This window comes from Anaerolineae bacterium, from assembly GCA_013178165.1.
In the GTDB taxonomy this organism is placed as follows: Bacteria; Chloroflexota; Anaerolineae; order Aggregatilineales; family Ch27; genus Ch27.
This window is the reverse complement of the sequence record JABLXG010000010.1, coordinates 77,368-97,251: the sequence shown is the minus strand read 5'-3', so window position 1 is coordinate 97,251 and position 19,884 is coordinate 77,368. Positions and strand designations below refer to the sequence as shown.

22 protein-coding genes and 1 pseudogene are annotated in these 19,884 nt (G+C 63.4%); 11 read left to right on the top strand and 12 right to left on the bottom strand.

Going from position 1 to position 19,884, the window contains the following annotated elements:
• Window positions 1–80: 80 nt before the first annotated feature.
• Genes HPY64_09240 through tsaE form a run of 5 tightly spaced genes read right to left on the bottom strand, consistent with a single transcriptional unit; the run spans window position 81 to window position 4,013 of the window.
• Entirely contained in the window at window positions 81–1,397 is a 1,317-nt protein-coding gene (locus tag HPY64_09240; GenBank protein NPV67312.1) for an MFS transporter, read from the bottom strand.
• Between the two features lie 36 nt (window positions 1,398–1,433).
• The gene (locus HPY64_09235; GenBank protein NPV67311.1) at window positions 1,434–2,066 is read right to left on the bottom strand and encodes a uracil-DNA glycosylase; all 633 of its coding nucleotides are present in this window, start codon (window positions 2,064–2,066) and stop codon (window positions 1,434–1,436) included.
• A 56-nt stretch (window positions 2,067–2,122) separates the two neighbouring features.
• Window positions 2,123–2,806 (bottom strand): ribosomal protein S18-alanine N-acetyltransferase, encoded by a 684-nt coding sequence (gene rimI, locus HPY64_09230; GenBank protein NPV67310.1) that lies wholly within the window; start codon window positions 2,804–2,806, stop codon window positions 2,123–2,125.
• Entirely contained in the window at window positions 2,803–3,483 is a 681-nt protein-coding gene (tsaB, locus tag HPY64_09225; protein NPV67309.1) for a tRNA (adenosine(37)-N6)-threonylcarbamoyltransferase complex dimerization subunit type 1 TsaB, read from the bottom strand. The genes rimI and tsaB overlap by 4 nt, the downstream gene beginning before the upstream one ends.
• Window positions 3,484–3,512: 29 nt before the next feature.
• Window positions 3,513–4,013 (bottom strand): tRNA (adenosine(37)-N6)-threonylcarbamoyltransferase complex ATPase subunit type 1 TsaE, encoded by a 501-nt coding sequence (gene tsaE / locus HPY64_09220; protein NPV67308.1) that lies wholly within the window; start codon window positions 4,011–4,013, stop codon window positions 3,513–3,515.
• A 420-nt stretch (window positions 4,014–4,433) separates the two neighbouring features.
• Between tsaE and HPY64_09215 the strand changes: the two genes are divergently transcribed.
• On the top strand, window positions 4,434–5,150 hold the full coding sequence (locus HPY64_09215) for a leucyl/phenylalanyl-tRNA--protein transferase (GenBank protein NPV67307.1): 717 nt from the start codon (window positions 4,434–4,436) through the stop codon (window positions 5,148–5,150).
• A gap of 25 nt (window positions 5,151–5,175) precedes the next feature.
• Here HPY64_09215 and HPY64_09210 read toward each other — a convergent pair whose 3' ends face one another.
• The 3 genes from HPY64_09210 to HPY64_09200 all read right to left on the bottom strand — a co-directional run bounded on the left by HPY64_09210 (window position 5,176) and on the right by HPY64_09200 (window position 6,894).
• Window positions 5,176–5,754, bottom strand: coding sequence for a leucyl/phenylalanyl-tRNA--protein transferase (locus HPY64_09210; protein NPV67306.1), 579 nt, complete (start codon window positions 5,752–5,754; stop codon window positions 5,176–5,178).
• Window positions 5,755–5,777: 23 nt separating this feature from the next.
• Complete coding sequence (locus HPY64_09205) at window positions 5,778–6,587, bottom strand: IS982 family transposase (protein ID NPV67305.1); 810 nt, start codon at window positions 6,585–6,587, stop codon at window positions 5,778–5,780.
• Between the two features lie 67 nt (window positions 6,588–6,654).
• A complete protein-coding gene (locus tag HPY64_09200) occupies window positions 6,655–6,894 on the bottom strand; it encodes a hypothetical protein (GenBank protein NPV67304.1) in 240 nt (79 codons plus the stop codon).
• A gap of 217 nt (window positions 6,895–7,111) precedes the next feature.
• Between HPY64_09200 and HPY64_09195 the strand changes: the two genes are divergently transcribed.
• Window positions 7,112–7,591, top strand: a complete 480-nt coding sequence (locus HPY64_09195; protein NPV67303.1) for a CHRD domain-containing protein — start codon at window positions 7,112–7,114, stop codon at window positions 7,589–7,591.
• 84 nt (window positions 7,592–7,675) lie between these two features.
• Here HPY64_09195 and serS read toward each other — a convergent pair whose 3' ends face one another.
• Entirely contained in the window at window positions 7,676–9,100 is a 1,425-nt protein-coding gene (gene serS / locus HPY64_09190) for a serine--tRNA ligase (protein NPV67302.1), read from the bottom strand.
• 541 nt (window positions 9,101–9,641) lie between these two features.
• On the opposite strand from serS, the gene HPY64_09185 reads away from it, so the two are divergent.
• On the top strand, window positions 9,642–10,535 hold the full coding sequence (locus HPY64_09185) for a class I SAM-dependent methyltransferase (GenBank protein NPV67301.1): 894 nt from the start codon (window positions 9,642–9,644) through the stop codon (window positions 10,533–10,535).
• Between the two features lie 52 nt (window positions 10,536–10,587).
• Window positions 10,588–11,370, top strand: coding sequence for an SDR family NAD(P)-dependent oxidoreductase (locus tag HPY64_09180; GenBank protein NPV67300.1), 783 nt, complete (start codon window positions 10,588–10,590; stop codon window positions 11,368–11,370).
• Here the strand turns inward: HPY64_09180 and HPY64_09175 are convergent.
• On the bottom strand, window positions 11,359–12,222 hold the full coding sequence (locus tag HPY64_09175) for a formylglycine-generating enzyme family protein (protein ID NPV67299.1): 864 nt from the start codon (window positions 12,220–12,222) through the stop codon (window positions 11,359–11,361). The two genes, HPY64_09180 and HPY64_09175, sit on opposite strands and share 12 nt — an antisense overlap.
• Before the next feature lie 192 nt (window positions 12,223–12,414).
• Here HPY64_09175 and HPY64_09170 point away from each other — a divergent pair, with 192 nt between their 5' ends.
• Window positions 12,415–13,374 carry a 4Fe-4S binding protein gene (locus HPY64_09170; protein ID NPV67298.1) on the top strand — a complete coding sequence of 320 codons (960 nt, stop codon included), beginning with the start codon at window positions 12,415–12,417 and terminating at the stop codon, window positions 13,372–13,374.
• Window positions 13,375–13,416: 42 nt separating this feature from the next.
• Window positions 13,417–14,220, top strand: coding sequence for an arginase family protein (locus HPY64_09165; protein ID NPV67297.1), 804 nt, complete (start codon window positions 13,417–13,419; stop codon window positions 14,218–14,220).
• Window positions 14,221–14,314: 94 nt separating this feature from the next.
• Here the strand turns inward: HPY64_09165 and HPY64_09160 are convergent, their stop codons facing one another.
• Both HPY64_09160 and HPY64_09155 read right to left on the bottom strand, forming a co-directional pair.
• Window positions 14,315–14,647, bottom strand: a complete 333-nt coding sequence (locus HPY64_09160) for a redoxin domain-containing protein (GenBank protein NPV67296.1) — start codon at window positions 14,645–14,647, stop codon at window positions 14,315–14,317.
• Between the two features lie 21 nt (window positions 14,648–14,668).
• Window positions 14,669–14,878 (bottom strand): redoxin domain-containing protein, encoded by a 210-nt coding sequence (locus tag HPY64_09155; GenBank protein ID NPV67295.1) that lies wholly within the window; start codon window positions 14,876–14,878, stop codon window positions 14,669–14,671.
• Between the two features lie 324 nt (window positions 14,879–15,202).
• Here HPY64_09155 and HPY64_09150 point away from each other — a divergent pair, with 324 nt between their 5' ends.
• The 5 genes and pseudogenes from HPY64_09150 (at window position 15,203) to HPY64_09130 (ending at window position 19,877) form a co-directional block, all read left to right on the top strand.
• Window positions 15,203–15,739, top strand: a complete 537-nt coding sequence (locus HPY64_09150) for a bifunctional nuclease family protein (GenBank protein ID NPV67294.1) — start codon at window positions 15,203–15,205, stop codon at window positions 15,737–15,739.
• 166 nt (window positions 15,740–15,905) lie between these two features.
• Window positions 15,906–17,789 (top strand): replicative DNA helicase, encoded by a 1,884-nt coding sequence (gene dnaB / locus HPY64_09145; GenBank protein ID NPV67293.1) that lies wholly within the window; start codon window positions 15,906–15,908, stop codon window positions 17,787–17,789.
• Window positions 17,790–17,812: 23 nt separating this feature from the next.
• On the top strand, window positions 17,813–18,523 hold the full coding sequence (locus HPY64_09140; GenBank protein ID NPV67292.1) for a DnaD domain protein: 711 nt from the start codon (window positions 17,813–17,815) through the stop codon (window positions 18,521–18,523).
• Window positions 18,423–19,253: pseudogene (locus HPY64_09135) on the top strand (ATP-binding protein). The gene HPY64_09140 and the pseudogene HPY64_09135 overlap by 101 nt, the downstream one beginning before the upstream one ends.
• Window positions 19,254–19,307: 54 nt before the next feature.
• The gene (locus HPY64_09130; protein NPV67291.1) at window positions 19,308–19,877 is read left to right on the top strand and encodes an ATP-binding protein; all 570 of its coding nucleotides are present in this window, start codon (window positions 19,308–19,310) and stop codon (window positions 19,875–19,877) included.
• Window positions 19,878–19,884: the final 7 nt, after the last annotated feature.

The window sequence follows — 19,884 nt, the reverse complement described above, 5'->3', positions numbered from 1 at the left end:
GCCTGATAGGAAGTTTGCGCCCCGTCCTGCCCCGCGGCGGCCAGTATACCCCGCCGATCAAGAGCGCTTCAACGGCGACGCTACAGTGCTTCCCTGACGACCGCCTGACGGGACTGACGCGGATCCGGCAGGCGCAGGATCAACACGACTGCCAGCACGCCCAGCCCTCCCGCCGTCGCAAAAAGCGCTTCGTATGAAAGTGTCTGGATGATCACACCGCCGATCAGCGGCGCCACCAGGGCTACCATCCCCAGCGTGTTGGCCAGACCGCTGTAGATCGGTCGGTAGCCTTCCGGCGCATACTCCACCACCCAGTTGAGGAAACCCGGCACGAAGGCTGTGTTGATCACCGCAACGGTGATCCAGGCCAGGTGAAGGCCGGTTGGCCCCAGGAACCGGGCGCTGAGCACCAGCAACGGCCCGCTCATGGCGGCGAACCCGGCCAGGATCATCACCCGGCGCGGGCCATAGCGGAAGTTGATCCGGCCCAGCAGAAACGCCGCGGCAATGCTGGTCGTTGTCGTCAGCAGAATCTGATCGCTCAGGGCGATGGCGCTGGCCTGCCCCAGCACCTCAGTAGCGAAGACGATATAGAACGGCAGACCGGCGTTGCCCAGATCGAAGACGAATCGCGTCAGCAGGTAGCGCCGGAAGCCATGATCCTGCTGCAGGCTGCGCCACACAAAAGCGCGATATTGCCGCAGCGACGGCGAATCCGCCGGGGGCGGGGAGTGGCCCTCCCGCACCAGCACATAAGCAGAGATACCCAGCACCAGCAGCACCGACGAGATCGCCAGTAACAGGGCGTAGTTGGCAGGGAAGAGCGGCCCCGCTGGCCCCAGTACATGGCGCACCAGCGGCGTTACCAGCACCGCGACCAGAACGCCACCCAGCGCCTGCGACAGGCTGATCATCCAGCTCCGCTGGGAGACACTCAGGCTGCTGCCGAGCACATCCATCCAGGCTACCGCCGACATGCCATCGCAAAAGCCGAGCATAGCCAGGCCGCTCAGCAGCAACAGAATCAGCACATCAGGATGATCTGGCCCGACGGCCACCATCAACCCGGCGGCTACCAGCAGGTACGTGCGGCCCGGAATGGCTGGCAGGACGATGTAACGCTTCTTGTGCGGGACACGGTTGATCCACGCGGCGAAGAACATCTGCGGTACCAGCCAGAAGGCGCGGAAGATCAGACCGGCTAACCCGGCCAGCACCGGACCGCCGCCAAGCTGGGTGACAAAGTCAGGGGGCAATACGCCGGGGTTGAGAATCGCCAGCGCCATGGCAAACAGCACATAGTCGGCGATGAAGCCGACCATGCTGCGACGCTGCACCGCCAGCGGCAACTCCTCAACCGCTGCCGGCGCCGCCAGAACCTCTGCCTGTGTTCCCACATTTCCCCCCTTGCGCCGCCTCAGCCCGCCCCGCGCCTAGAACAGCCGGAGTTGCACGGGCGGCTGGTCGTTCTCCTCGTTGTCATCGGCGGCTCCGGCGGTATTCATCAGAGCGATCACCCGCTTGATATCCGCTTCCATCTCTGGCTGCATGGCCGGGTTGCGCAGGGCAGCGGCGGGATGGTACATGGGGAAGTACAGGCGGCCATCCTTACGGCGGCCCTGGCCGTGAATCTGGGTGATGCGTGCGCCGGGGAAGTAGCGGGCCATGCTGAAGCGTCCCAGCGTGATGATCACCTCCGGATTGATCACCGCGATCTGGCGGTCCAGATAATCCTGGCAGGCGGCCAGTTCTTCCGGCAGGGGATCGCGGTTTTCTGGTGGGCGGCACTTGACCACATTGGCGATGAAGACGTCTTCGCGGCGCAGCCCGACCGTCGCCAGCAGCTGGTTGAGGTATTGCCCGCTGCGCCCGACAAAGGGCAGACCCTGCTGATCTTCATGGAAGCCCGGTGCTTCCCCGATGAACATGATCTTTGCGTCGGCTGGCCCGGCGCCAGGGACCGTCCGGCTGCGGCTGTGACACAGTGCGCACTTCCGGCACGCCGCGATCTCTCTGGCAATGGCGGCCAGTTGTGCCTGTTTTTCCTGTTTGCTCTGAGCGTCCATATGCACCCCTCAGGAAATCTCCCGGCCTGCCGTCTGAAGGCCTTGGCTGGCATCGATTATGCGCGATTCCGCCTGCTCAGGCGACTGTCCGGCGGCCCGATCTTGCCCGTTGCCCGGTCGCTGGTGAAGGCATCCAGAAAGGCCAGCCGGGCCGCCAGAGCCTCCCAGCGCTCCGCCAGGAAGACCCGGTAGCGGTGATCGATCGGGTCGACCCGCATGTCCAGCGCATCCTCCATGTTGTCGCGGTAGTAGTGTGGCTTGACGCCTACCTGTACGAAGCCGTACTTGCGGTACAGGCTGATGGCTGCCGTGTTGCTAACGCGCACTTCCAGCGAAATCTGCCCTGCATCCAGATTCAGGCTGCGCCGGATCATCCCGGCCAACAGCAATTCGCCCAGCCCCTGGCGGCGGTAGGCGGGATGAGAGGCAATCGTGCTGATGTGCGCTTCCCCCTGATTGAGCCAGAAGCCACCGTAACCCAGCACAATACGGTGAGGGGACTCATGGTCGCGGCCCATCAGCCGGTCCAGCAGGCGGGTCAGGCCGGTCGGCTCGTGGTCGGCCAGCGATGGCTCATAGCGGCAAACCACCACCATCGTGCTGTAGCTATTCTGCCCGATTTCATAGCGGTACACACTGGCCGACCAGGGCATAGGGAAGGATTGGCGGTCAATGACCACCACCTGCGGGATGTCCTCATAGCGCATCTTACGCAGGACATAGCGGGGCGCGTGATTCACGGGTGGGGCACTCCAGGCTGGTGCAGATAGATCGGCACGAGTGTATCGGGGTTGTCGATCTCGTTGCGCCACAGCCGTTGCCAGGCCCGATCGGCCAGGTACGCGGCTCGCCGCAGACGCGCCGCCGCCGGGGCCAGCGTCAGCGCCTGCCCGCCAGCCGCTGCCGCGACGACTTTCTGGACAGCAGCGGCGTTAATCTCGCCACTGAGGAGCGCTGGCGTCTGGCCTAGCTGACCGAGCAGCGCCTCCCAGTCCATAATGGCTGGCTCCTCCAGCGGCTCCCAGGCATTCACTGCCCAGCTAAAGCGTTGCACACAGATGCGCCCCCGCCCGACTTCCAGGACTGCAACCAATTCACCATCAAAGCGGGGCTGGGCGGCGGCCAGAATCTCCAGCGTAGGGACGCCGATCAGCGGGATCTGGCAGGCCGTGGCCAGCCCCTTGGCCAGTCCCAGCCCGATCCGCAGGCCGGTGAACGAGCCGGGGCCGAGCGCCACCGCGACCGCCTTGAGCCGGGCAGGAGTCAGCCCGGCGCGGCCCAGCATCCCCTGCACAGCCGGAGCCAGCTCCACGGTGTGATGGTTGGCGGTCTCCCAGGACGCTTCGGCCAGTACACGGTCGCCGTCATGCAACGCCAGGCTGATCACACGGGTGGCGGTATCAATTGCCAGTAACATCGTACACTATCTCGATTCTCACATACCCCTTACGCGCCAAAGGTGCGACGGCGGAAGATTTCCAGGAGTTCTTCGTAGGACTTGCCCAGCGCCTCAAAAAAGATCTGGCGGCGCTCGGAATCTAGGAAATTGAAGGTGATGTTAAGCCGCTCCGCTGGCAGCAGGTCCGCCACGCGCTCCGGCCATTCGATCAGCACTGGGTGGCGGTCGGCCAGTAGCTCGTCCAGGCCGAACGTCAACGCATCCTCCGGCCCGGCCAGGCGGTAGGCGTCCACATGGATCAGGCGCAGATCGTCGGCCTGGCGGGTATGCTCGTGTACCAGGACAAAGGTTGGGCTGGTCACGCCGGGAATCGCGCCCCAGCCGCGCCCCACCCCGCGGGCGAAGGCGGTCTTGCCTGCACCCAGCGTCCCGTACAGGCAGAGGATATCCCCCGATCGGAGCATTTCCCCCAAGCGCTGGCCCAGACGGATGGTTTGTTCGGCATTATGGCTGATGAATTCGAGCGTTCCAGGCTTCAGAATTGGCACGACAGTGTCGTCCTGCATCAAATCGGAATCAGTCGGCAGCCGGCATCAGGGCAACATTATACCGATTCCTACCCTGCCGGATAGGGTAATTCTCGCCGGGCACTGCCTGCAGCTTCCGCAAAAGCATTTACCCCCGTGGAGAGCATACGGCACTCCTGCGGCATGGTGGCCGGAGCTGCCAACTACAATTACAATGACATTGCTACAAAGAGGGCGCTCGATCTGGCAAAGAGCAGGTGAATTCGCCATCTTGCCGCAAAATGGGGAAAGTTGTCACAGTTCTGAGGCTTTGCCACAGGGCATGTCGTCGTTTACCTTAAGTGAGCGTGTGCCAGCAAAAGGTCAGTCACCATGAAGAGACTAGTCAAGACTTTGATCCCCAGACCTGTACGGCACATGGTGCGCCGTGCAGAGCGGGCCATGCGACATCAATTTTACCGCACAGCATTCCGGGCACTCCGCTTTGCGCCGGGCGGCCACAGCGATGTGATTACCACTTTGCTGGAAGTCCAGCCGCTGACACCGGAACTGGTAATTCAAGGCTATGCCTTAGGATGTTTCCCTTCACCTCTGCATACCGGCCCGATGCGCTGGCACGACCCGGACCCACGAGCTATCCTACCGCTGGAAGCTGTTCATATTCCCAAACGGATGCGCTCCTACCTGAACAACAACCAGTTCAGTATTCGCTTCGATACCGACTTCGATGGCGTTCAGGAAGGCTGTGCAACGCCGGGGCCAGAGCGAGAGACAACGTTCATCACCCCGGAATTGAAGCGCGTTTTTGCCGAGCTGCACCGGCTCGGATTCGCACACAGCGTCGAGGCTTACGAGAATGACCAGCTGGTTGGTGGGCTGTTCGGGGTCTCCCTGGGCGGCTATTTCTCCGTCAGTAGCATGTTTCACACCAGCGACAACGCCAGCAAGATCGCTCTGCTCACCCTGGTCGAAACCCTCCGCCGCGAGAAATTCGAGTTACTGGATGTCTGGTGGATGCAACCCCACTTTGAGCAGTTAGGAGCGAAAGAAATCCCGCGTGACGAGTTCAAATGCCGCCTGGCGCGCGCCCTGATTGCACCAACATACTTCCGGCTTCCGGAGGAGCCAATCAGGGTGGACTACCGCCAGTATCAGTGAACCCTTTGCAACGACTCCAGAAGGATCATGAAAAACTTGGTGGCCCATCCAGAGGGGCGAAGGTTGCTGACGTAACCAGTGCCCTGGCCTGGAGGCGTTTGAATTCGTCGCGGGGAATGTACGCGCCGCCGAACTGCTCAAGATGCCTGGAACCCCACCAAGCATCATGCAGCACAAAGCCGCCCTGCTCAAGGATCATCAGCAAATAGACAAAGGCCACTTTACCTGCGTTGCGCACAACATGAAACTGGCTTTCTCCAGCAAAATAACCGCCCAGAGCCACCCCATAGACGCCGCCGACCAGCTCACCATTCTGATAGGCTTCCACACTGTGGGCGATTCCCATCTCCTGAAGTTGAGCATAGACCTCAATACGTTCTGGGACAATCCAGGAGTCTTCACGGCCCGGCGCCGGGGTGGCGCAACCCATCATCACACCCGGCAGATCGTGATCAACTCTGATCTCAAATCGATTCTGGCGGATGATACGTTGTAGTTCTTTTTCAACATGATAGCCGTGAATGGGCAGGACGCCGCGTGGGTCAGGATCATGCCAGCGTGTCACACCAGAGGTATGGATAGCCGAGGGAAACATACCCTGCATATATCCCCTAATCACCTTGATTGCTAGTTAGCGTTGGTCAAGGCCAAGGCGATGAGCGAGGCCAAGACCTTCAGGGCAACACCAGCATTGGTACGAGCATGAAGGCGTTGCAGACCCATCTTCTCCAACTGGCTATTGACCGTCTCGATCATCGAGCGGTGTTGACGGATCAGGCGGGCATCTTCCTGGCTGTTGCCGCGCATGTTGCGGCGATAGGTGGGGATCAGACGCACACCACCATAGCAGTAGGCGATCAGTTCGTCTTTCTGGCTGACATAGCCTTTGTCGGCGACCACTTGGCTGCCCTCCGGCAAGGCCGCCAACAACTCCTGAATCGGGACCAACTCATCACACGCCGCTGGCAACAGCTCAAAAACGACGGGTACACCCGCAGCATCGCAGACCAAGTGCAATTGCCAACCGAAATAGTGCTCCTGTTTAGCCGCACAGTACCCGGCATACGCCGCCCCCTGCACCTTGCGGCAGCGTTTGGCTCGCACGCGTTTGCAGATGGGGATGGGCAGCGTATCCACGATGAAGACCTTGCCCTTGGCCAACACTTCACCCATGATCCCGGCGACGTGCCACAGCCACTCCCTCAACGCGTGCAGCCGCCGGTTGAAGCGCGACACACTGAACGCACGCAGGTAGCCCAATTGGACCAGCAGATACAACGCACGTTCGTGATGATTTTGAAAGTACTTGGCCGCTACCACTGCCACTGTCAGGATTTCCGCTGCGCTCAGTTCCGCGCGCCCGTCGTCGCTATACCGCAGAGCGCACAACAGATCATCCAGCACGACATATACCGTTACAATGTAGGTGTCGTTCATGCTGCCTCCTCGTCCAGTGGTCGTTTCGCAACTACCATTCTAACGAGTGCAGCATGAACGTCTTCAACTAGCAATCAAGGTATCCCCTAATCACCAATTCTGGCGTGAAAGGCAGAGAATCATAGAGCACACATAGTGTCTCAGCCGGGCCATTGGCCCGCACTATCACCCCGATCAACATCCGGGCCAGCAGCTCTGTCGAGCGATTTTTGCTCCGCCGTAACATTTTCCACAGGCGGCGCGGGATATAACGCTTGATTCTGTCTTTAGCACCGGGGCGCTCCAGCGGAAGATATTCGGTTGTCATCAACCTGACCTCCGCAATCGAGACTCAGATGGCTATGGATACAGCATAGTCCAATCGCCTACCTGGCGAAAGTTCTGTCTGCAGTAAAATCAGAGCGAATAAATCTGATTTGTGGAAAACAGACGTACTGATCAGTAGCCGCGTAGCGTAGCGGTTTCACCGGCGCAACTACTGGAACAGACTTTTGTTTGAAAGGAAGCTCAGAATGTCAAAGCGTATGCGTGTTTTCGTGATGGGCCTGGCTATTGTGGCCCTGATCGCCGCTGTAGGCATAGCGGTTGCGGAAGGCCCGCGCAACTACCGCGCCCATCTCTCCGGCCCGGAGGGGATCGCTACCCTCGGCCAGGGCGAGGCGATCTTCCAGTTCAGCGCAGATGGGCAAACCCTCAGCTATCGCCTGATTGTCGCCAACATCGAAGATGTCACCATGGCCCATATCCATGTGGCGGCGGCGCCCGGTCAGGCTGGCCCGCCTGCTGTCTGGCTGTACCCGCCTCAGCCGCCGGCCCAGCTTATCCCTGGGCGTAGTCAGGGACCGCTGGGGGTGGGCACAGCAACCGCCGCCAACCTGGTCGGCCCGATTATGAGCGGTAAGACGCTGGCCGACCTGCGCCAGGCGATCGAGGAAGGCCGGGCCTACGTCAACGTGCATACCCTGGCTTATCCCGCTGGTGAGATTAACGGCGTCATCCGTTAACCGCCGTTATCCCTCCCCCTCCAACCAGCGAGCCACCCTTCCCCCTGGGTGGCTCGCTCGCACGATCGGGTCAGTGATCAGCAGTTACCCTTCGGGCGTGATCACCTCCTGCCCGCCCAGGTATGGCCGCAGCACTTCTGGAATGACCACCGAGCCGTCGGCCTGTTGGTTGTTCTCCAACAGGGCGATCACGATACGCGGCAGGGCCAGCCCAGAACCGTTGAGGGTGTGCACGAACTGCGGCCTACCGCCACTCGCCGGGCGATACTTGATGTTGGCCCGACGGGCCTGGAACGCCTCCGTGTTGGAGCAACTGGAGACTTCCAGCCATTCCTGGCTGCCCACCGCCCAGACCTCCACATCGTACTTTTTGCTGGCGCTGAAGCCCAGGTCACCGGTGCAAATTTCCAGGCGGCGGTAGGGCAGCCCCAGCAGACCACATAGCTCCTCCGCCGCTCCAACGATTCGCTCCAGTTCAGCGTAGCTCTCTTCCGGCGTGGTGAAGCTGTACTGCTCCACCTTCTCGAACTGGTGGACGCGCTTGATGCCGCGCACGTCGCGCCCGGCGCTCATCTTCTCCTTGCGAAAGCATGGTGTATGGGCGATGAAGCGCAGCGGCAGGGCGGTTTCCTCCAGGATTTCGTCGCGGTACATGTTGGTCACGCTGACTTCGGCAGTGGGCAGCATGTACAGATCGGCCTCTGGATCGTAGTAGACGACATCCCGGAACTTGGGGAATTGCCCCGCCCCGACCATGCATTCTTCTTTGACCATGAAGGGCGTATACAACTCCGTCCGCCCATGGGCGTGGTGATAGTCCAGCATCCAGTTGATCAGGGCGCGGTGGAACCGGGCGCCCATGCCAGCCAGGATGTAGAAGCGCGTCCCGGCCAGCTTCACACCACGCTCAAAGTCGATGATTCTCAGCGCCGGGCCGAGGTCCCAGTGGGCTTTTGGCTCAAAGTCGAACTCCGGGATCGCCCCGTGCAGCGGGTGCGGGACGTTGTCTGCATCGCTCAGGCCGACCGGCACGGACTCATGGGGCAGGTTAGGCAGCCACAGCATCAGGTCATCCAGCTCGGTTTCCACGGCGCGCACCTGTTCATCCAGTTCGGCGGCGCGGTTGCCCAGGCTGCCCAGCGCTTCCTGCAGTTGAGCGAAGGCGCTGTTCAGGTCAGCCGGCACAGGCAGAGCGGTGCTGCTCACCGGAGAGGCGAACAACGCCAGGGCACGGGCCGTATCGCCGCTGGCCAGCGCCGCCGCAATCTCCGCTGCTGTCGTGATCTTGGTCGCCTCATCGATCTGCCTGCTCCCCCGAAAAGGGCCGTAGGCTTTGTTGAGCCGGTTGCGATCGGCCTTGAGCGCCTCCACCTGTCCCAGCAGGGTACGGCGTTGCTGATCAAGACTCAGGACGCGGTCCACGCGGGCCAGGGCTTCGGGGTCGTTGAGCTTTTCGATCTGGGCCTTGACCCACTCCGGACGTTCGCGAATGAGGGTGATGTCTAGCATAGGCAAGCTCTCCAATCAGGATCGGTGTTGATGAAGGAACACAGTTGCCGGGTGTTCTGGCCCCCGACCCCGTTGAAACCGGGCCAGTATACCGTGATCAGGCATTCCAAGTTCATCAGGTCATCCGCTGCGGGTTCCGCTCGCGGGCATCAGTGACGCGGCACAGGCGCGGGGCGGTAGGGTGCCGTTCGGTTTTGACGTCCCCGGCCATACCACCCCATTGCCGTCTTTGCCGCTGACCGTGCTTCCAGCTTATCGCAGGAGTGTGTATTCAACAATGTTGACCGGATGTCAGCAAGACAGAGAGCGGGAAGCCGGGCAGGGATGCAGCATGCTGCGCCCGACCAGAAGGCCGGCTCATTGCCCGCTGCCTGTTCCCTGCTCACCTTTCTCTTTCAGCGGAACGCACCGCACCGCCCTGTGCTAACCCTGGCGGCGGTCCGCGGGTGGTATAATCAGGGCCGGGCGGGTCATCGGTCCCGTACCTGTTACCGGTTCTCCGCGGCGGCGCGATTACAGACGCCGGGCGCAAGGGAATGTTATGGCCACCGAATCTCTTGAGGCACGGCGCGACTCCGTTCGCCGCGCTTATGCCACCGACGAAAAGCTGGAAGTGCGTCGCCGCACGCATGATCAGTATACCGTGCCCCGGATTGACTTCGCGCAGTGGGTGCTGGATTGCACCGCCTGGCGCGGCGACGAGCGCGTGCTCGACCTGGGGGCGGGGACGGGCGGCTATTTCGCCCCTGTTCAGGCACGCATCCCGGCGGGACAGCTGGTCGCAGGGGATCTGTCGCCGGGCATGATCCGCCGCCAGCAGGCCGAAATCGCTTCTCGCGGGGTGCTGCTGGTCAACCTGGATGCGCAGGCGTTGCCTTTTCCAGCGGCGAGCTTTGACGTGGTGCTGGCCAACCACGTGCTCTACCACGTGGCCGACCCCGACGCTGCTTTAAGGGAGATCCGGCGCGTGCTGAAGCCGGAAGGGCAGCTCCTGGCTGCGACCAATAGCACGCACAATATGCCGGAGCTTGACACGCTCTGCCGCCGCGCCCTGCTGCTCCTGACGGACTTCACCAGCGATGCAGGCGTGCTGGCAGGCGCTCCGGACAACTTCTCGCTGGAAAGCGGCCAGCGACTTCTGAGCCGCTATTTCTATGCCGTGGCCCGCTATGACCTGCCTTCGATGCTGGTGTTCCCGGAGCCAGAGCCGGTGCTGGCGTACCTGGAGAGCATGCGCGACCTGCAGGAGCCGTTGTTGCCGGAGGGCATTGCCTGGGACGATTTCATGGGCGTGATGCGCGAGCAGGTTACCCGCCTGATCGCCCATACGGGCAAGATGACTGTTCACAAGCTATCCGGCGCGCTGGTGGCAACGCAGGAAGGCGGCTTCATCAGCGAATATATGCATTTGCTGCGGGCGAGGAATCCGGCATAAGAGGCGGATCTGCCGGGGAACCGCGGACGATCAGGCGATACAGGGAGCGACCATGCGAATAGTGTGGCTGTTGATCAGCGCGGCGCTGGGCTGGTGGGCACTGCGGCCTGCCGCACGCCAGCCCGTCGTGACGTTGCGGGGCCGCACTGTGATCATCAGCGGCGAGGATTCCGCCATCCGGCGGGCCATTGCCGCTGCTTTCGCTGCCAGGGGGGCGCGGGTATTTGTCGCCGAACCGGATGCGCCGCCGGAGCAGGTGGTGCGGGATGCGCTGGCGCGCTTCCGACGGCTGGATGCGCTGGTCAACATCGCCGGGCGCGGCCCCGGCGGGCTGGCGGTTGACGTGGATGCAGCGGCGCTGCGGGCGGCGGCGGAGGTCGGTCTTTTCCGTGCTGCCCGGCTGACGCAGGAAAGCCTGCCCGTTCTGCTCCGCCAGGGGCGCGGGCACATCGTCAACGTGGGCAGCGTGGCAGGCAACTTCCCCACGCCAGCGCTGGCCGTCGCCAGCGGGCTGGGCGCGGGGATGGCCGCTTTTACCGATGCCCTGCGCCGCGAGGTGGATGATCGCGGCGTGCGCGTCTCGCTGGTGCTGGCCGGGGAGGGTGGCGCGCCCGGCGCTCTGGCTGACCCCGCGCCGGAGGCAGCGGCCAGAGCTGCCGTTGACGCGGTGCGCTATGGGCGGCGGACGGTTGTCGCTGGCGGCGGAGCGATGGGGGCACGGGCGGCGGCGGCGCAGTGGCTGGAGCGGCTGGCCCCTGGGCTGGCTGACCTGTACTGGCGCTGGATGCTCACGCCGGAGGTCATCGCCCGGCTGGATGACCGTCTAACCGGCTGATCGGGTGGGCGGCGGTGGTTCGCCCACGATGACGATCCTGAAGCCGCGTGCGGGATTCCACGCATTAGGCGTGTGCCGGGCACGGTAGGTGGCCCGCAGACGATCGGCCGCTTCTCCCCAGGCCCCGCCGCGCAGGACGCGAAGCTGGCCTTCCCCCGGCCCTTTCGGATCAATTTCGCCATCGTCATAGTCCACATAGGATCGGGCGCCAAACCAGTCGCTTGTCCATTCCCAGACATTGCCCCCCATATCCAGCGCGCCAACCCACGAAGCCCCCTCCGGGCGCTGATCGGGACCGACGGCCAAGGTCTGCCCGGCGCAATCGGCGTAATTGACCCGCCTGCAGTCTGGCTCAGCGAAGCCCCAGGGGTAGGGGTAGCCCTGCGGTCCGCGGGCGGCATATTCCCACTGGGCTTCGGTCGGCAGCGTACCGCCGCGCCAGGCCGCGTACGCCGCCGCCTGCTCCCAGGTCACGTTGACTACGGGATGATCGGCCAGGGCGGGATTATCAAACAGGGCCGGGTCGGCGGGCAGGGTGCAGGCTTCAGCCTCCACACAGGCCGCATACTGGGCGTTGGTGACTTCGGTCTGGCCGATCCAGAAGGTGGTCAGGCATACCCGCCGCGCCGGGGATTCTTCAGTGGGGCCGTCATTGCGGCCCATGATAAAACACCCCGCTGGCACCCGGACCATCGGCAGGCCAGCGAAATCGGCATATTGGGGCGTCCAGTCGGCGTTGCGTGTGTCGGCGGCAATGAACGCCGGCGCCTGCTGGCAACCCGCCAGCATGATCAGCAGAAGCAGCCCGGCCCCGCCCAGCACGCCGAGCCGGAGTCTTTGTTCAGCCTGCATCGCGCCTCCCCTCCTGCACATGGTCGACACCCATCCTTTAGCGGGCATTGTAGTGGCGAAACGCTTCCAGCAACAAGTCGCGGCGCGGCGATACAAAGGTTTGCCGCTGGTATCGGAGTCGCGCCGAAACTATCCGGCGGTACAATACGGAGCAAATCATCGGTCCGGCTGATCATCGAGGGAGGACGGGTCATGCTGCAGGTGGCAGGCTACGCCGCGATCATCGTTGTTGTCATCGTTGTCGCCCTGGTTGCGCTGTGGCTGTTCGGGGAGCGTGGCCGCCTGTTGCGCCCCTCTACACGGGCCTACCTGCAGGCCCTCGGCGGCTGGCGGCAGATCTTCAGCAAGCGGTTCTGGGAAGGCTACGCCTATATGCGCTGGTCGGAGCAGTACATCAACTGGTCGCGGCGCTGGCTTTTCCCCCGCGTACGGGATGGTGGGCCGGAAAACCCACTGTGGGCGACAGTCTATCACGGCAAGATCATGCCGGTTGAGGCCGCCAAGGCGTTGATCAGCATCGAGCAACCTGTCCCGTTGCAGCCGCTGGAGCAGATCATCCCCTATACCACGGCACGGGATATCGTCCTCAGCGGCCCGCCGGAGGTTGCCGTCTACGAGTGCCCGTGCCGGGCCGGGGTGGAGAATCCCTGCCAGCCGACGCAGGTGTGTATGGTAGTCGGCCAGCCGTTTGTCGACTTCATCCTAGAGCACAACCCGGCCAGTAGCCGCCGGATCACGACCGCCGAGGCGCTGGCTCTGCTGGATGCCGAGCATGCTCGCGGTCACATCCATGCCGCTTACTTTAAAGATGTCATGCTGGAACGCTTCTATGCCATTTGCAACTGCTGCTCATGCTGCTGTGGCGGCATCCAGGCCATGCGCGAGCGCGGCGTGCCGATGGTCATCCCCTCCGGTTATGTCGCCCGCGTCAACGCTGAAGCCTGCCTGGGCTGCGGCACCTGTGAGGCCAGTTGCCCCTTCAACGCCATCACCGTCAGCGCCCATGCCGAGGTCAACTGGTCAGCGTGCATGGGCTGCGGCGTGTGTGAAGGGCAATGCCCGGAAGGCGCGATCGCGCTTGTCCTGGACGCGGGCAAAGGCCAGCCGCTGGACGTTCACCGCCTGCGCCGGGAGGCCGGGCAGCCCGTCTGAGGCCAGACATCTGTCATCGTCGCTAGCAAAGGAGTAACCACTATGGCCGGCTATGTCTGTATCGGGGTACCGCATTTTATCGGCAGGCTGGTGGCGGGTCGTACGGAAGTCAACCAGATCAAAGCCAGCGGGTTCGCGGCGGAAATCGGCGCGCCCTGGGTGGATGTGACTCCGGACTTTAGCTCCGGCATCGATCCGGTCGCCGCTGTCAACATCGCGCTGGCGGAAGCGGTCAGCGCCCACGCCGGGGACATCCCGCTGATCTTCGCCGCCGATTGCGTCAGCTGCCTGGGGGCGATGAAGGGCCTGGAGCGTCATGCACCGGCGATTGTCTGGTTTGATGCGCACGGTGACTTCAACACGCCGCAGACCACGCCGAGCGGCTTCCTGGGCGGGATGCCGCTGGCGATGCTGGTAGGGCGCGGTGACCTGCGACTGCTGCGGGCGCTCGATTTGCAGCCTGTCGCCGAGCAGGACGTCATCCTGACCGACGCGCGCGATCTCGACCCGCTGGAAAGTATCGCCCTGCGCGGCAGCCAGGTCAGGCATCTGCTGAAGGTCCGGGAACTGCTGACAGCTCCCCTGCCGGATAGACCGTTGTATGTGCATCTGGATACCGATGTGATCGATCCGGCGGAGATGCCCGGCCTGGGTTATCCGGCTCCGGCTGGCCCGTCGGTGGAGATGGTGGAGGCGGCGTTGCGCCGGGTGGTCCGCGAAGGCCAGCCGATCGGTATTCTGTTCAGCCTGTGGAACGCGACACTGACCGACGATCCGCGCGCGCTGGCGACGACCCTGCGCCTGGCGCGGGCCTTTGTGAACGAGGTTAATCACCGGGCGGGGTAGCCGGGGCGTGAGACCCGCTTGGGACACTGCAGGGGGGGGGGGATTGTGTAGGGACGCAATATGGCTGCGCCCCTACGGTCATCTCAGACGGCTGCTAACTGCCCAGCGCGGCGCTGATCTGGGCGCTGAGATCAGCCACCGGTACGTACATCAGGCCGCCGTTTTCTGCTGCACCATAGTCGCGGATCCAGGCGATCTTGCCCGCCGCGTCCACGAGGATGAAGGTATGGCCCGGTTCACCGGTGCGGACGGCCCACTGCAACACATTATAAGCCTCCGACACGCGATGATCGGCGTCTACCAGCAGCGGCACGTCGGTGATGCCCAGTTCCGCTGCGCCGGCGGCCTGCTCTTCCGCGCTGTCAAAGGCGATGCTCAGGACGGCGACCCCCAGCGACTGAAACGCTGCATCGTTTTGCAGGTCCACGACCTGCTGCATGCAGGGCGGTCAGCCGATGGCCATGTGAAAGAACAACAGGACAGGCTGGCCCCGGTAGTCGGCCAGCGCGATCTGTCGCCCATCGGCGGCGGGCAGGGTGAAATCGGGCGCTGCCGCGCCGACAGCGATTCCCTCAGGCGTTGAAGCGCAACCCGCCAGGAGGATGCCCATCAGGATGCTGAGCGCGGCGACCAGCCGCGCCCGGAGAGGGATGCTCAAGGTCGTCTCCTCCACTGCAGAACCGGATAGATAAGGGCGTTTATACCGCAATATCAGCCGCCGACAAAATCAGGGCAAGATCAGCCCGGGTCGGAATAGGCAGTTAGGGAGACGGTCTCCTAGTTTCCCGGCCTTCGGGCTTCTGCCCTGGCCTGTCGCCGGGGAGCGCAGGTTGCGTTTGCCCGTCCCCGATTCTATAATCCGCAGCATACAGGTATCGCCATCCAACAGAAATACCCCCTCGTGTGGAGATGCCGGCGATCCGCAAGAATGCCCAAGATCACCGGCCGGTGGGGTAGAGTCCCGGGCTAAGAGGGTTGAACTATGGTTGAAGTTGTCATTGATAGCATCCGTGTCAGTTTGATGTCCCAGCACCGGGTTGTGGTTCTGAAGGACACCACCGGCGAACGTTACCTGACCATCTTCATCGGCCCGTGCGAGGCAGACGCTATCACCATCCATCTGCAGTCGTTGCAGGGCGGCAGCCGTATCGCCCGCCCGATGACCCATGACCTGCTCAAAACGGTTATGGAAACGCTGGGCGGCCAGCTCAAGCACATCGTCATCAACGACCTGCGTGAAGAGGTGTACTACGCCGAGTTGCACGTGGAGGTCGACGGCACCGAGTTGCGCATTGACAGCCGCCCCAGCGACGCGATCGCCCTGGCCGTCCGGGCGGAGGTGCCGATCTATGTCTCGGAGAGCGTGATGGAGCGCGCCGCCAGCACCCCTGACGAGGAGATTCCGGAAGCGGAAGAAAAGGTTGAACCGCCTCCTCAGGAGGAGCGCGGCGATGATGACCTGGATATCTTCGCCGACTTTGTGGACACGCTCGACCTCGACGATCTGGATGAGGATTGATCTGGCGCCCGGGTGGGCGGCGGCGCGGATGGCCGCGATTTGCCGCCACCGGCCCCGGACCTCGCATTAGCATCTGCACGGGGCATTCGCCGCAGCACCTGCTACAGCATCTGCTACAGGGAGAAGGCCCCGTTTTTGCCCGCTTGCTGGGACCACAGGATTATTTATGACTGACCGGGATGCTGCTTACCCACCTGCTGCAGCCGATTCTTCCGCCGACTCTGCGGCGCTGCGGGCCTTTCGCGACGCCGATACGCTTGACCTGGCCCCTCACAGCGTTGAGGCGGAGGAGGCCGTCCTCGGCTCAATCCTGATGAATCCGGAAGCCCTGCACGAGGTCCGAACCTTCCTCACACCGGAGGATTTTTTCATCCTCCGCCATGGCTGGATCTACGAGGCGATGCTGCGTCTGAGCGACCGCGATGACGCCATCGATGTGCGCACCCTGGCCGAAGAACTGCGCGCCCAGGGCCGTCTGGAAGATATCGGCGGGGAGGCTTACCTGAACTACCTGCCGACGACCATGCCAACCGCCCTGCACGCCGAGGTCTACGGCCACATCGTCGAGCGCGCCGCGATCCGTCGCCGCCTGCTGGGCGCCGCTGGAGAGATCGCTAATCTGGCTCAGGATACTGAGCGCGACATCAACGAGGTCATCGACCAGTCGGAATCGGCGCTCTTCACCGTTACCGAGCGGCGGCTGCACCAGGAACTGGTGCCCATGCAGGTGGCGATCAGCCAGTACTTCGACCGTATCGAGCACCTGCGCGGAAGCGAAACCGAGTCCCTGGGGGTCCCCACCGGTTTCTATGACCTGGATAAGCTGCTGGGTGGGCTGCAGAAAAGCGACCTGATCATTGTGGCGGGGCGGCCCGGCATGGGCAAGACGTCCTTCCTGCTAACACTGGCCCTCAACGCTGCCCGGCAGGGTTCGGCCCGGGTGGCCATCTTCAGCATGGAGATGAGCAACGAGCAGCTCGTCCAGCGCATGATTGCCACGGAAACAGGCATCAGTTCTCAGGACCTGCGCCTGGGCAAGATCGGCGATGCGGAGTGGGCACGTTTCGTGGAAGCGACAGGCAACATGAGCGCCCTGCGCATCTACCTGGACGATTCGCCCGCCCTCAGCGCCATGCAACTGCGCACCAAGTGCCGCCGTCTCTACCGCGAACACGGCCTCGACCTGATCATCGTCGATTACCTGCAACTGATGAACGCCGGGCGCTCCCTGGGCCGCGACACCAACCGCGTGCAGGAGATCACCTACATCAGCCGCGCCCTTAAGGAACTGGCCCGCGAGTTGAACGTCCCGCTGCTGTCAGCGGCGCAGCTCAGTCGCGCTGTGGAACAGCGTCAGGACAAGCGTCCTCAGCTCTCCGACCTGCGTGAATCGGGTTGTTTGAGCGGGGAGACACCCGTGATCCTGGCTGCCAGCGGGGAGACCGTCCCGATCGCGGCGCTGGCGGGGCGCGCCGGGTTTGCCGTGCTGGCCCTCAACGAGGCGACGATGGCCCTGGAGCCGGCGATCGTCAGCCGGGCCTTTTGCACCGGCGTCAAGCCGGTCTACCGGCTGATCACCGGACAGGGGCGTGCCATCCGGGCAACGGCCAACCATCGCTTCCGTACGCCGGGTGGCTGGCAGCGGCTGGACGCGCTGCGCGTGGGGGAACGGCTGGCCGTGCCGGTGATGGAGGCCGTACCTGCGCTGGCAGGCGCGGCGCCGGTCTGTGCTGATGTGGCCTGGGACACGATCAGCGCCATTGAGCCGGATGGCCAGGCCGAGGTCTTTGACCTGACTGTGCCCGGTCACCACAGCTTTGTCGCCGGGGACTTCGTCGTCCACAACTCGATTGAGCAGGACGCCGATATCGTCATGTTCATCTACCGCGATGAGGTTTACCATGAAGATACCGAGCATCCCGGCGAAGCGGATGTGATCGTCGCCAAGCATCGCAACGGCCCAACCGGGACGATCACCCTGTTGTTCCGTAAGGAGCTGACCAAGTTCGTGAATATCCGCAAGCAGAACGTCAACCTGAAGGATATCTGACCCTGGACGGCCCCGAAGACGCCATGACTACCGAGAAGTTCGCCGGCTTCCCACCCGGCAAAACCCGCCTGATCCGGCTCCCGGCGGCTTTCTTCACCGACCTGCTTCCTAAGATCGACACCGCCGCCGAACTGAAGCTGATCCTGTTCTGCTTCTGGGCGCTGGAGCAGCGCGAGGGGCGTTACCGCTATCTGCGCCGCGCCGATTTCGAAGTCCCGGAGGTCCCGGCCCCGCTGGACGACCCGGAGATACTGGCCCTGGCCCTGGCCCGCGCCATCAAGCGCGAGGTGCTGCTGACGGCCATCGTCGAAGGCGCCAGCGGTCCGGAGACGATCTACTTCCTGAATACGGCCAACGGGCGGGCAGCTATGAAGCTGATCGCCGCCGGTCACTGGCGCCCCGGCGACGCCGATCGCCCGGTTGAATTATTGCCGGAGCCGCCCAGCATCTACGCACTGTACGAAGCCAACATCGGTCTGCTGACCCCGCTGATCGCCGATGAACTGCGCGACGCCGAACAGACCTTCCCCGCCGAATGGATCGCCGAGGCGATGCGTATTGCCGTCGCCCGCAACGCCCGCAACTGGCGCTATATCCGCGCGATCCTGGAACGGTGGGAGAAAGAGGGCAAAGATGACGGATCAGGAACGGGGGCCGCGGCCCCTCGCGGAGATTCTGAAGCAAGCCGTAAGCGGTTTGTCTCAGGCAAATACGCCGACATCATCGAAAGCTGACGCCGGCGACCAGCTCCCGCTGGCGCTGGACATCGACGATCCGGCGGCCTGCCCGCTATGCGGCGGCTTTGGCGTGATCAGCTACGATGTCCCGGTGGGCGATCCCCGCTTCGGCAAAGCCTACCCCTGCCCGCGCTGCGGGGAACAGACCCGTCTGGAGCAGCGGCGACATCACCTGCGTCGCCTGAGCAATCTGGACGCTTATACCGACAAGACCTTTGCCAACTTCCAGATCGAGTTACCTAACCTGACACCCGAACAGATGGGCAGCCTGCGCAGCGCCTGGGATCGCTGCCAGCGTTTCGCCGACGATCCACAGGGCTGGCTCCTGTTGCAGGGCGGCTATGGCTGCGGCAAGACCCATCTGGCCGCCGCCGTTGCCAACCACTGCGTCGATGCGGGTGTCGCTACCCTGTTCATGACCACGCCCGACCTGCTCGATCACCTGCGCAGCACCTTCGGGCCATCCAGCGAAATCGAATATGACGAGCTGTTCGCGCGGGTCTGCAACATCCCGCTGCTCGTCCTGGATGACCTGGGCAGCGAAAGCCCCACCCCCTGGGCGCTGGAGAAGCTCTACCAGATCATCAACCATCGCTATAGCTACCGGCTGCCGACCGTCATCACCACCAACATCGACCTGGAACAGATCGAGCCGCGCATCCGCAGCCGCCTGGTAGACCAGGAACTGACCCGCAGCATCAAGATTCAGGCGCCCGATTACCGCCGGGCCGATAAAGCCGAAGCGGAAAGCAGCCTGAGTAACCTGCTGCTGTACAGCGACATGCGCTTTGATACCTGGGACCCACGCCCCGAATTGCCCAAGAAGGATCATGAGAATCTGCGTCGGGCCTTTGAGTGGGCACGCCGCTATGCCGAAAACCCGCAGGGCTGGCTGGTCCTGACCGGCACGTATGGCTGTGGCAAGACGCACCTGGCTGCAGCTATCGCCAACCACCGCCAGTCGAATGGCGAGAGCGTGGTTTTCGTCACCGTGCCGGATCTGCTCGATCATCTGCGGGCGACCTTCAGCCCCAGCAGTACGGTCAGCTATGACCGGCTGTTCCAGGACGTGCGCAATGCTGGCCTGCTTGTCCTGGACGATCTGGGGGTGGAGAACGCCTCCCCCTGGGCGCGGGAGAAGCTCTTCCAGATCATCGATTACCGTTACCGGGCGCGGCTGGCAACCGTGATCACCATGTCCCGCCCGCTGGACGAGATCGACGAACGCCTGGCCAGCCGCATCGGCGATCCCTCGCGTGGGGTAGTCTTCGCCATCACCGCCACCAGCTACCGGGGCCGCAAGCCGTCGAGCAGCGGTCGCAGCGGGCGGGGGCGCGCCAGCGCCGGCTGAGGTGACC

What these genes read in the sequence shown, in the direction of transcription:
- HPY64_09235 (NPV67311.1), bottom strand. Translation starts at nt 2,066, where the DNA reads ATGGACGCTCAGAGCAAACAGGAAAAACAGGCACAACTGGCCGCCATT.
- tsaB (NPV67309.1), bottom strand. Translation starts at nt 3,483, where the DNA reads ATGTTACTGGCAATTGATACCGCCACCCGTGTGATCAGCCTGGCGTTG.
- HPY64_09215 (NPV67307.1), top strand. Translation starts at nt 4,434, where the DNA reads ATGCGACATCAATTTTACCGCACAGCATTCCGGGCACTCCGCTTTGCG.
- HPY64_09210 (NPV67306.1), bottom strand. Translation starts at nt 5,754, where the DNA reads ATGCAGGGTATGTTTCCCTCGGCTATCCATACCTCTGGTGTGACACGC.
- HPY64_09205 (NPV67305.1), bottom strand. Translation starts at nt 6,587, where the DNA reads ATGAACGACACCTACATTGTAACGGTATATGTCGTGCTGGATGATCTG.
- HPY64_09200 (NPV67304.1), bottom strand. Translation starts at nt 6,894, where the DNA reads ATGACAACCGAATATCTTCCGCTGGAGCGCCCCGGTGCTAAAGACAGA.
- HPY64_09195 (NPV67303.1), top strand. Translation starts at nt 7,112, where the DNA reads ATGCGTGTTTTCGTGATGGGCCTGGCTATTGTGGCCCTGATCGCCGCT.
- serS (NPV67302.1), bottom strand. Translation starts at nt 9,100, where the DNA reads ATGCTAGACATCACCCTCATTCGCGAACGTCCGGAGTGGGTCAAGGCC.
- HPY64_09185 (NPV67301.1), top strand. Translation starts at nt 9,642, where the DNA reads ATGGCCACCGAATCTCTTGAGGCACGGCGCGACTCCGTTCGCCGCGCT.
- HPY64_09180 (NPV67300.1), top strand. Translation starts at nt 10,588, where the DNA reads ATGCGAATAGTGTGGCTGTTGATCAGCGCGGCGCTGGGCTGGTGGGCA.
- HPY64_09175 (NPV67299.1), bottom strand. Translation starts at nt 12,222, where the DNA reads ATGCAGGCTGAACAAAGACTCCGGCTCGGCGTGCTGGGCGGGGCCGGG.
- HPY64_09170 (NPV67298.1), top strand. Translation starts at nt 12,415, where the DNA reads ATGCTGCAGGTGGCAGGCTACGCCGCGATCATCGTTGTTGTCATCGTT.
- HPY64_09165 (NPV67297.1), top strand. Translation starts at nt 13,417, where the DNA reads ATGGCCGGCTATGTCTGTATCGGGGTACCGCATTTTATCGGCAGGCTG.
- HPY64_09150 (NPV67294.1), top strand. Translation starts at nt 15,203, where the DNA reads ATGGTTGAAGTTGTCATTGATAGCATCCGTGTCAGTTTGATGTCCCAG.
- dnaB (NPV67293.1), top strand. Translation starts at nt 15,906, where the DNA reads ATGACTGACCGGGATGCTGCTTACCCACCTGCTGCAGCCGATTCTTCC.
- HPY64_09140 (NPV67292.1), top strand. Translation starts at nt 17,813, where the DNA reads ATGACTACCGAGAAGTTCGCCGGCTTCCCACCCGGCAAAACCCGCCTG.
- HPY64_09130 (NPV67291.1), top strand. Translation starts at nt 19,308, where the DNA reads ATGCGCTTTGATACCTGGGACCCACGCCCCGAATTGCCCAAGAAGGAT.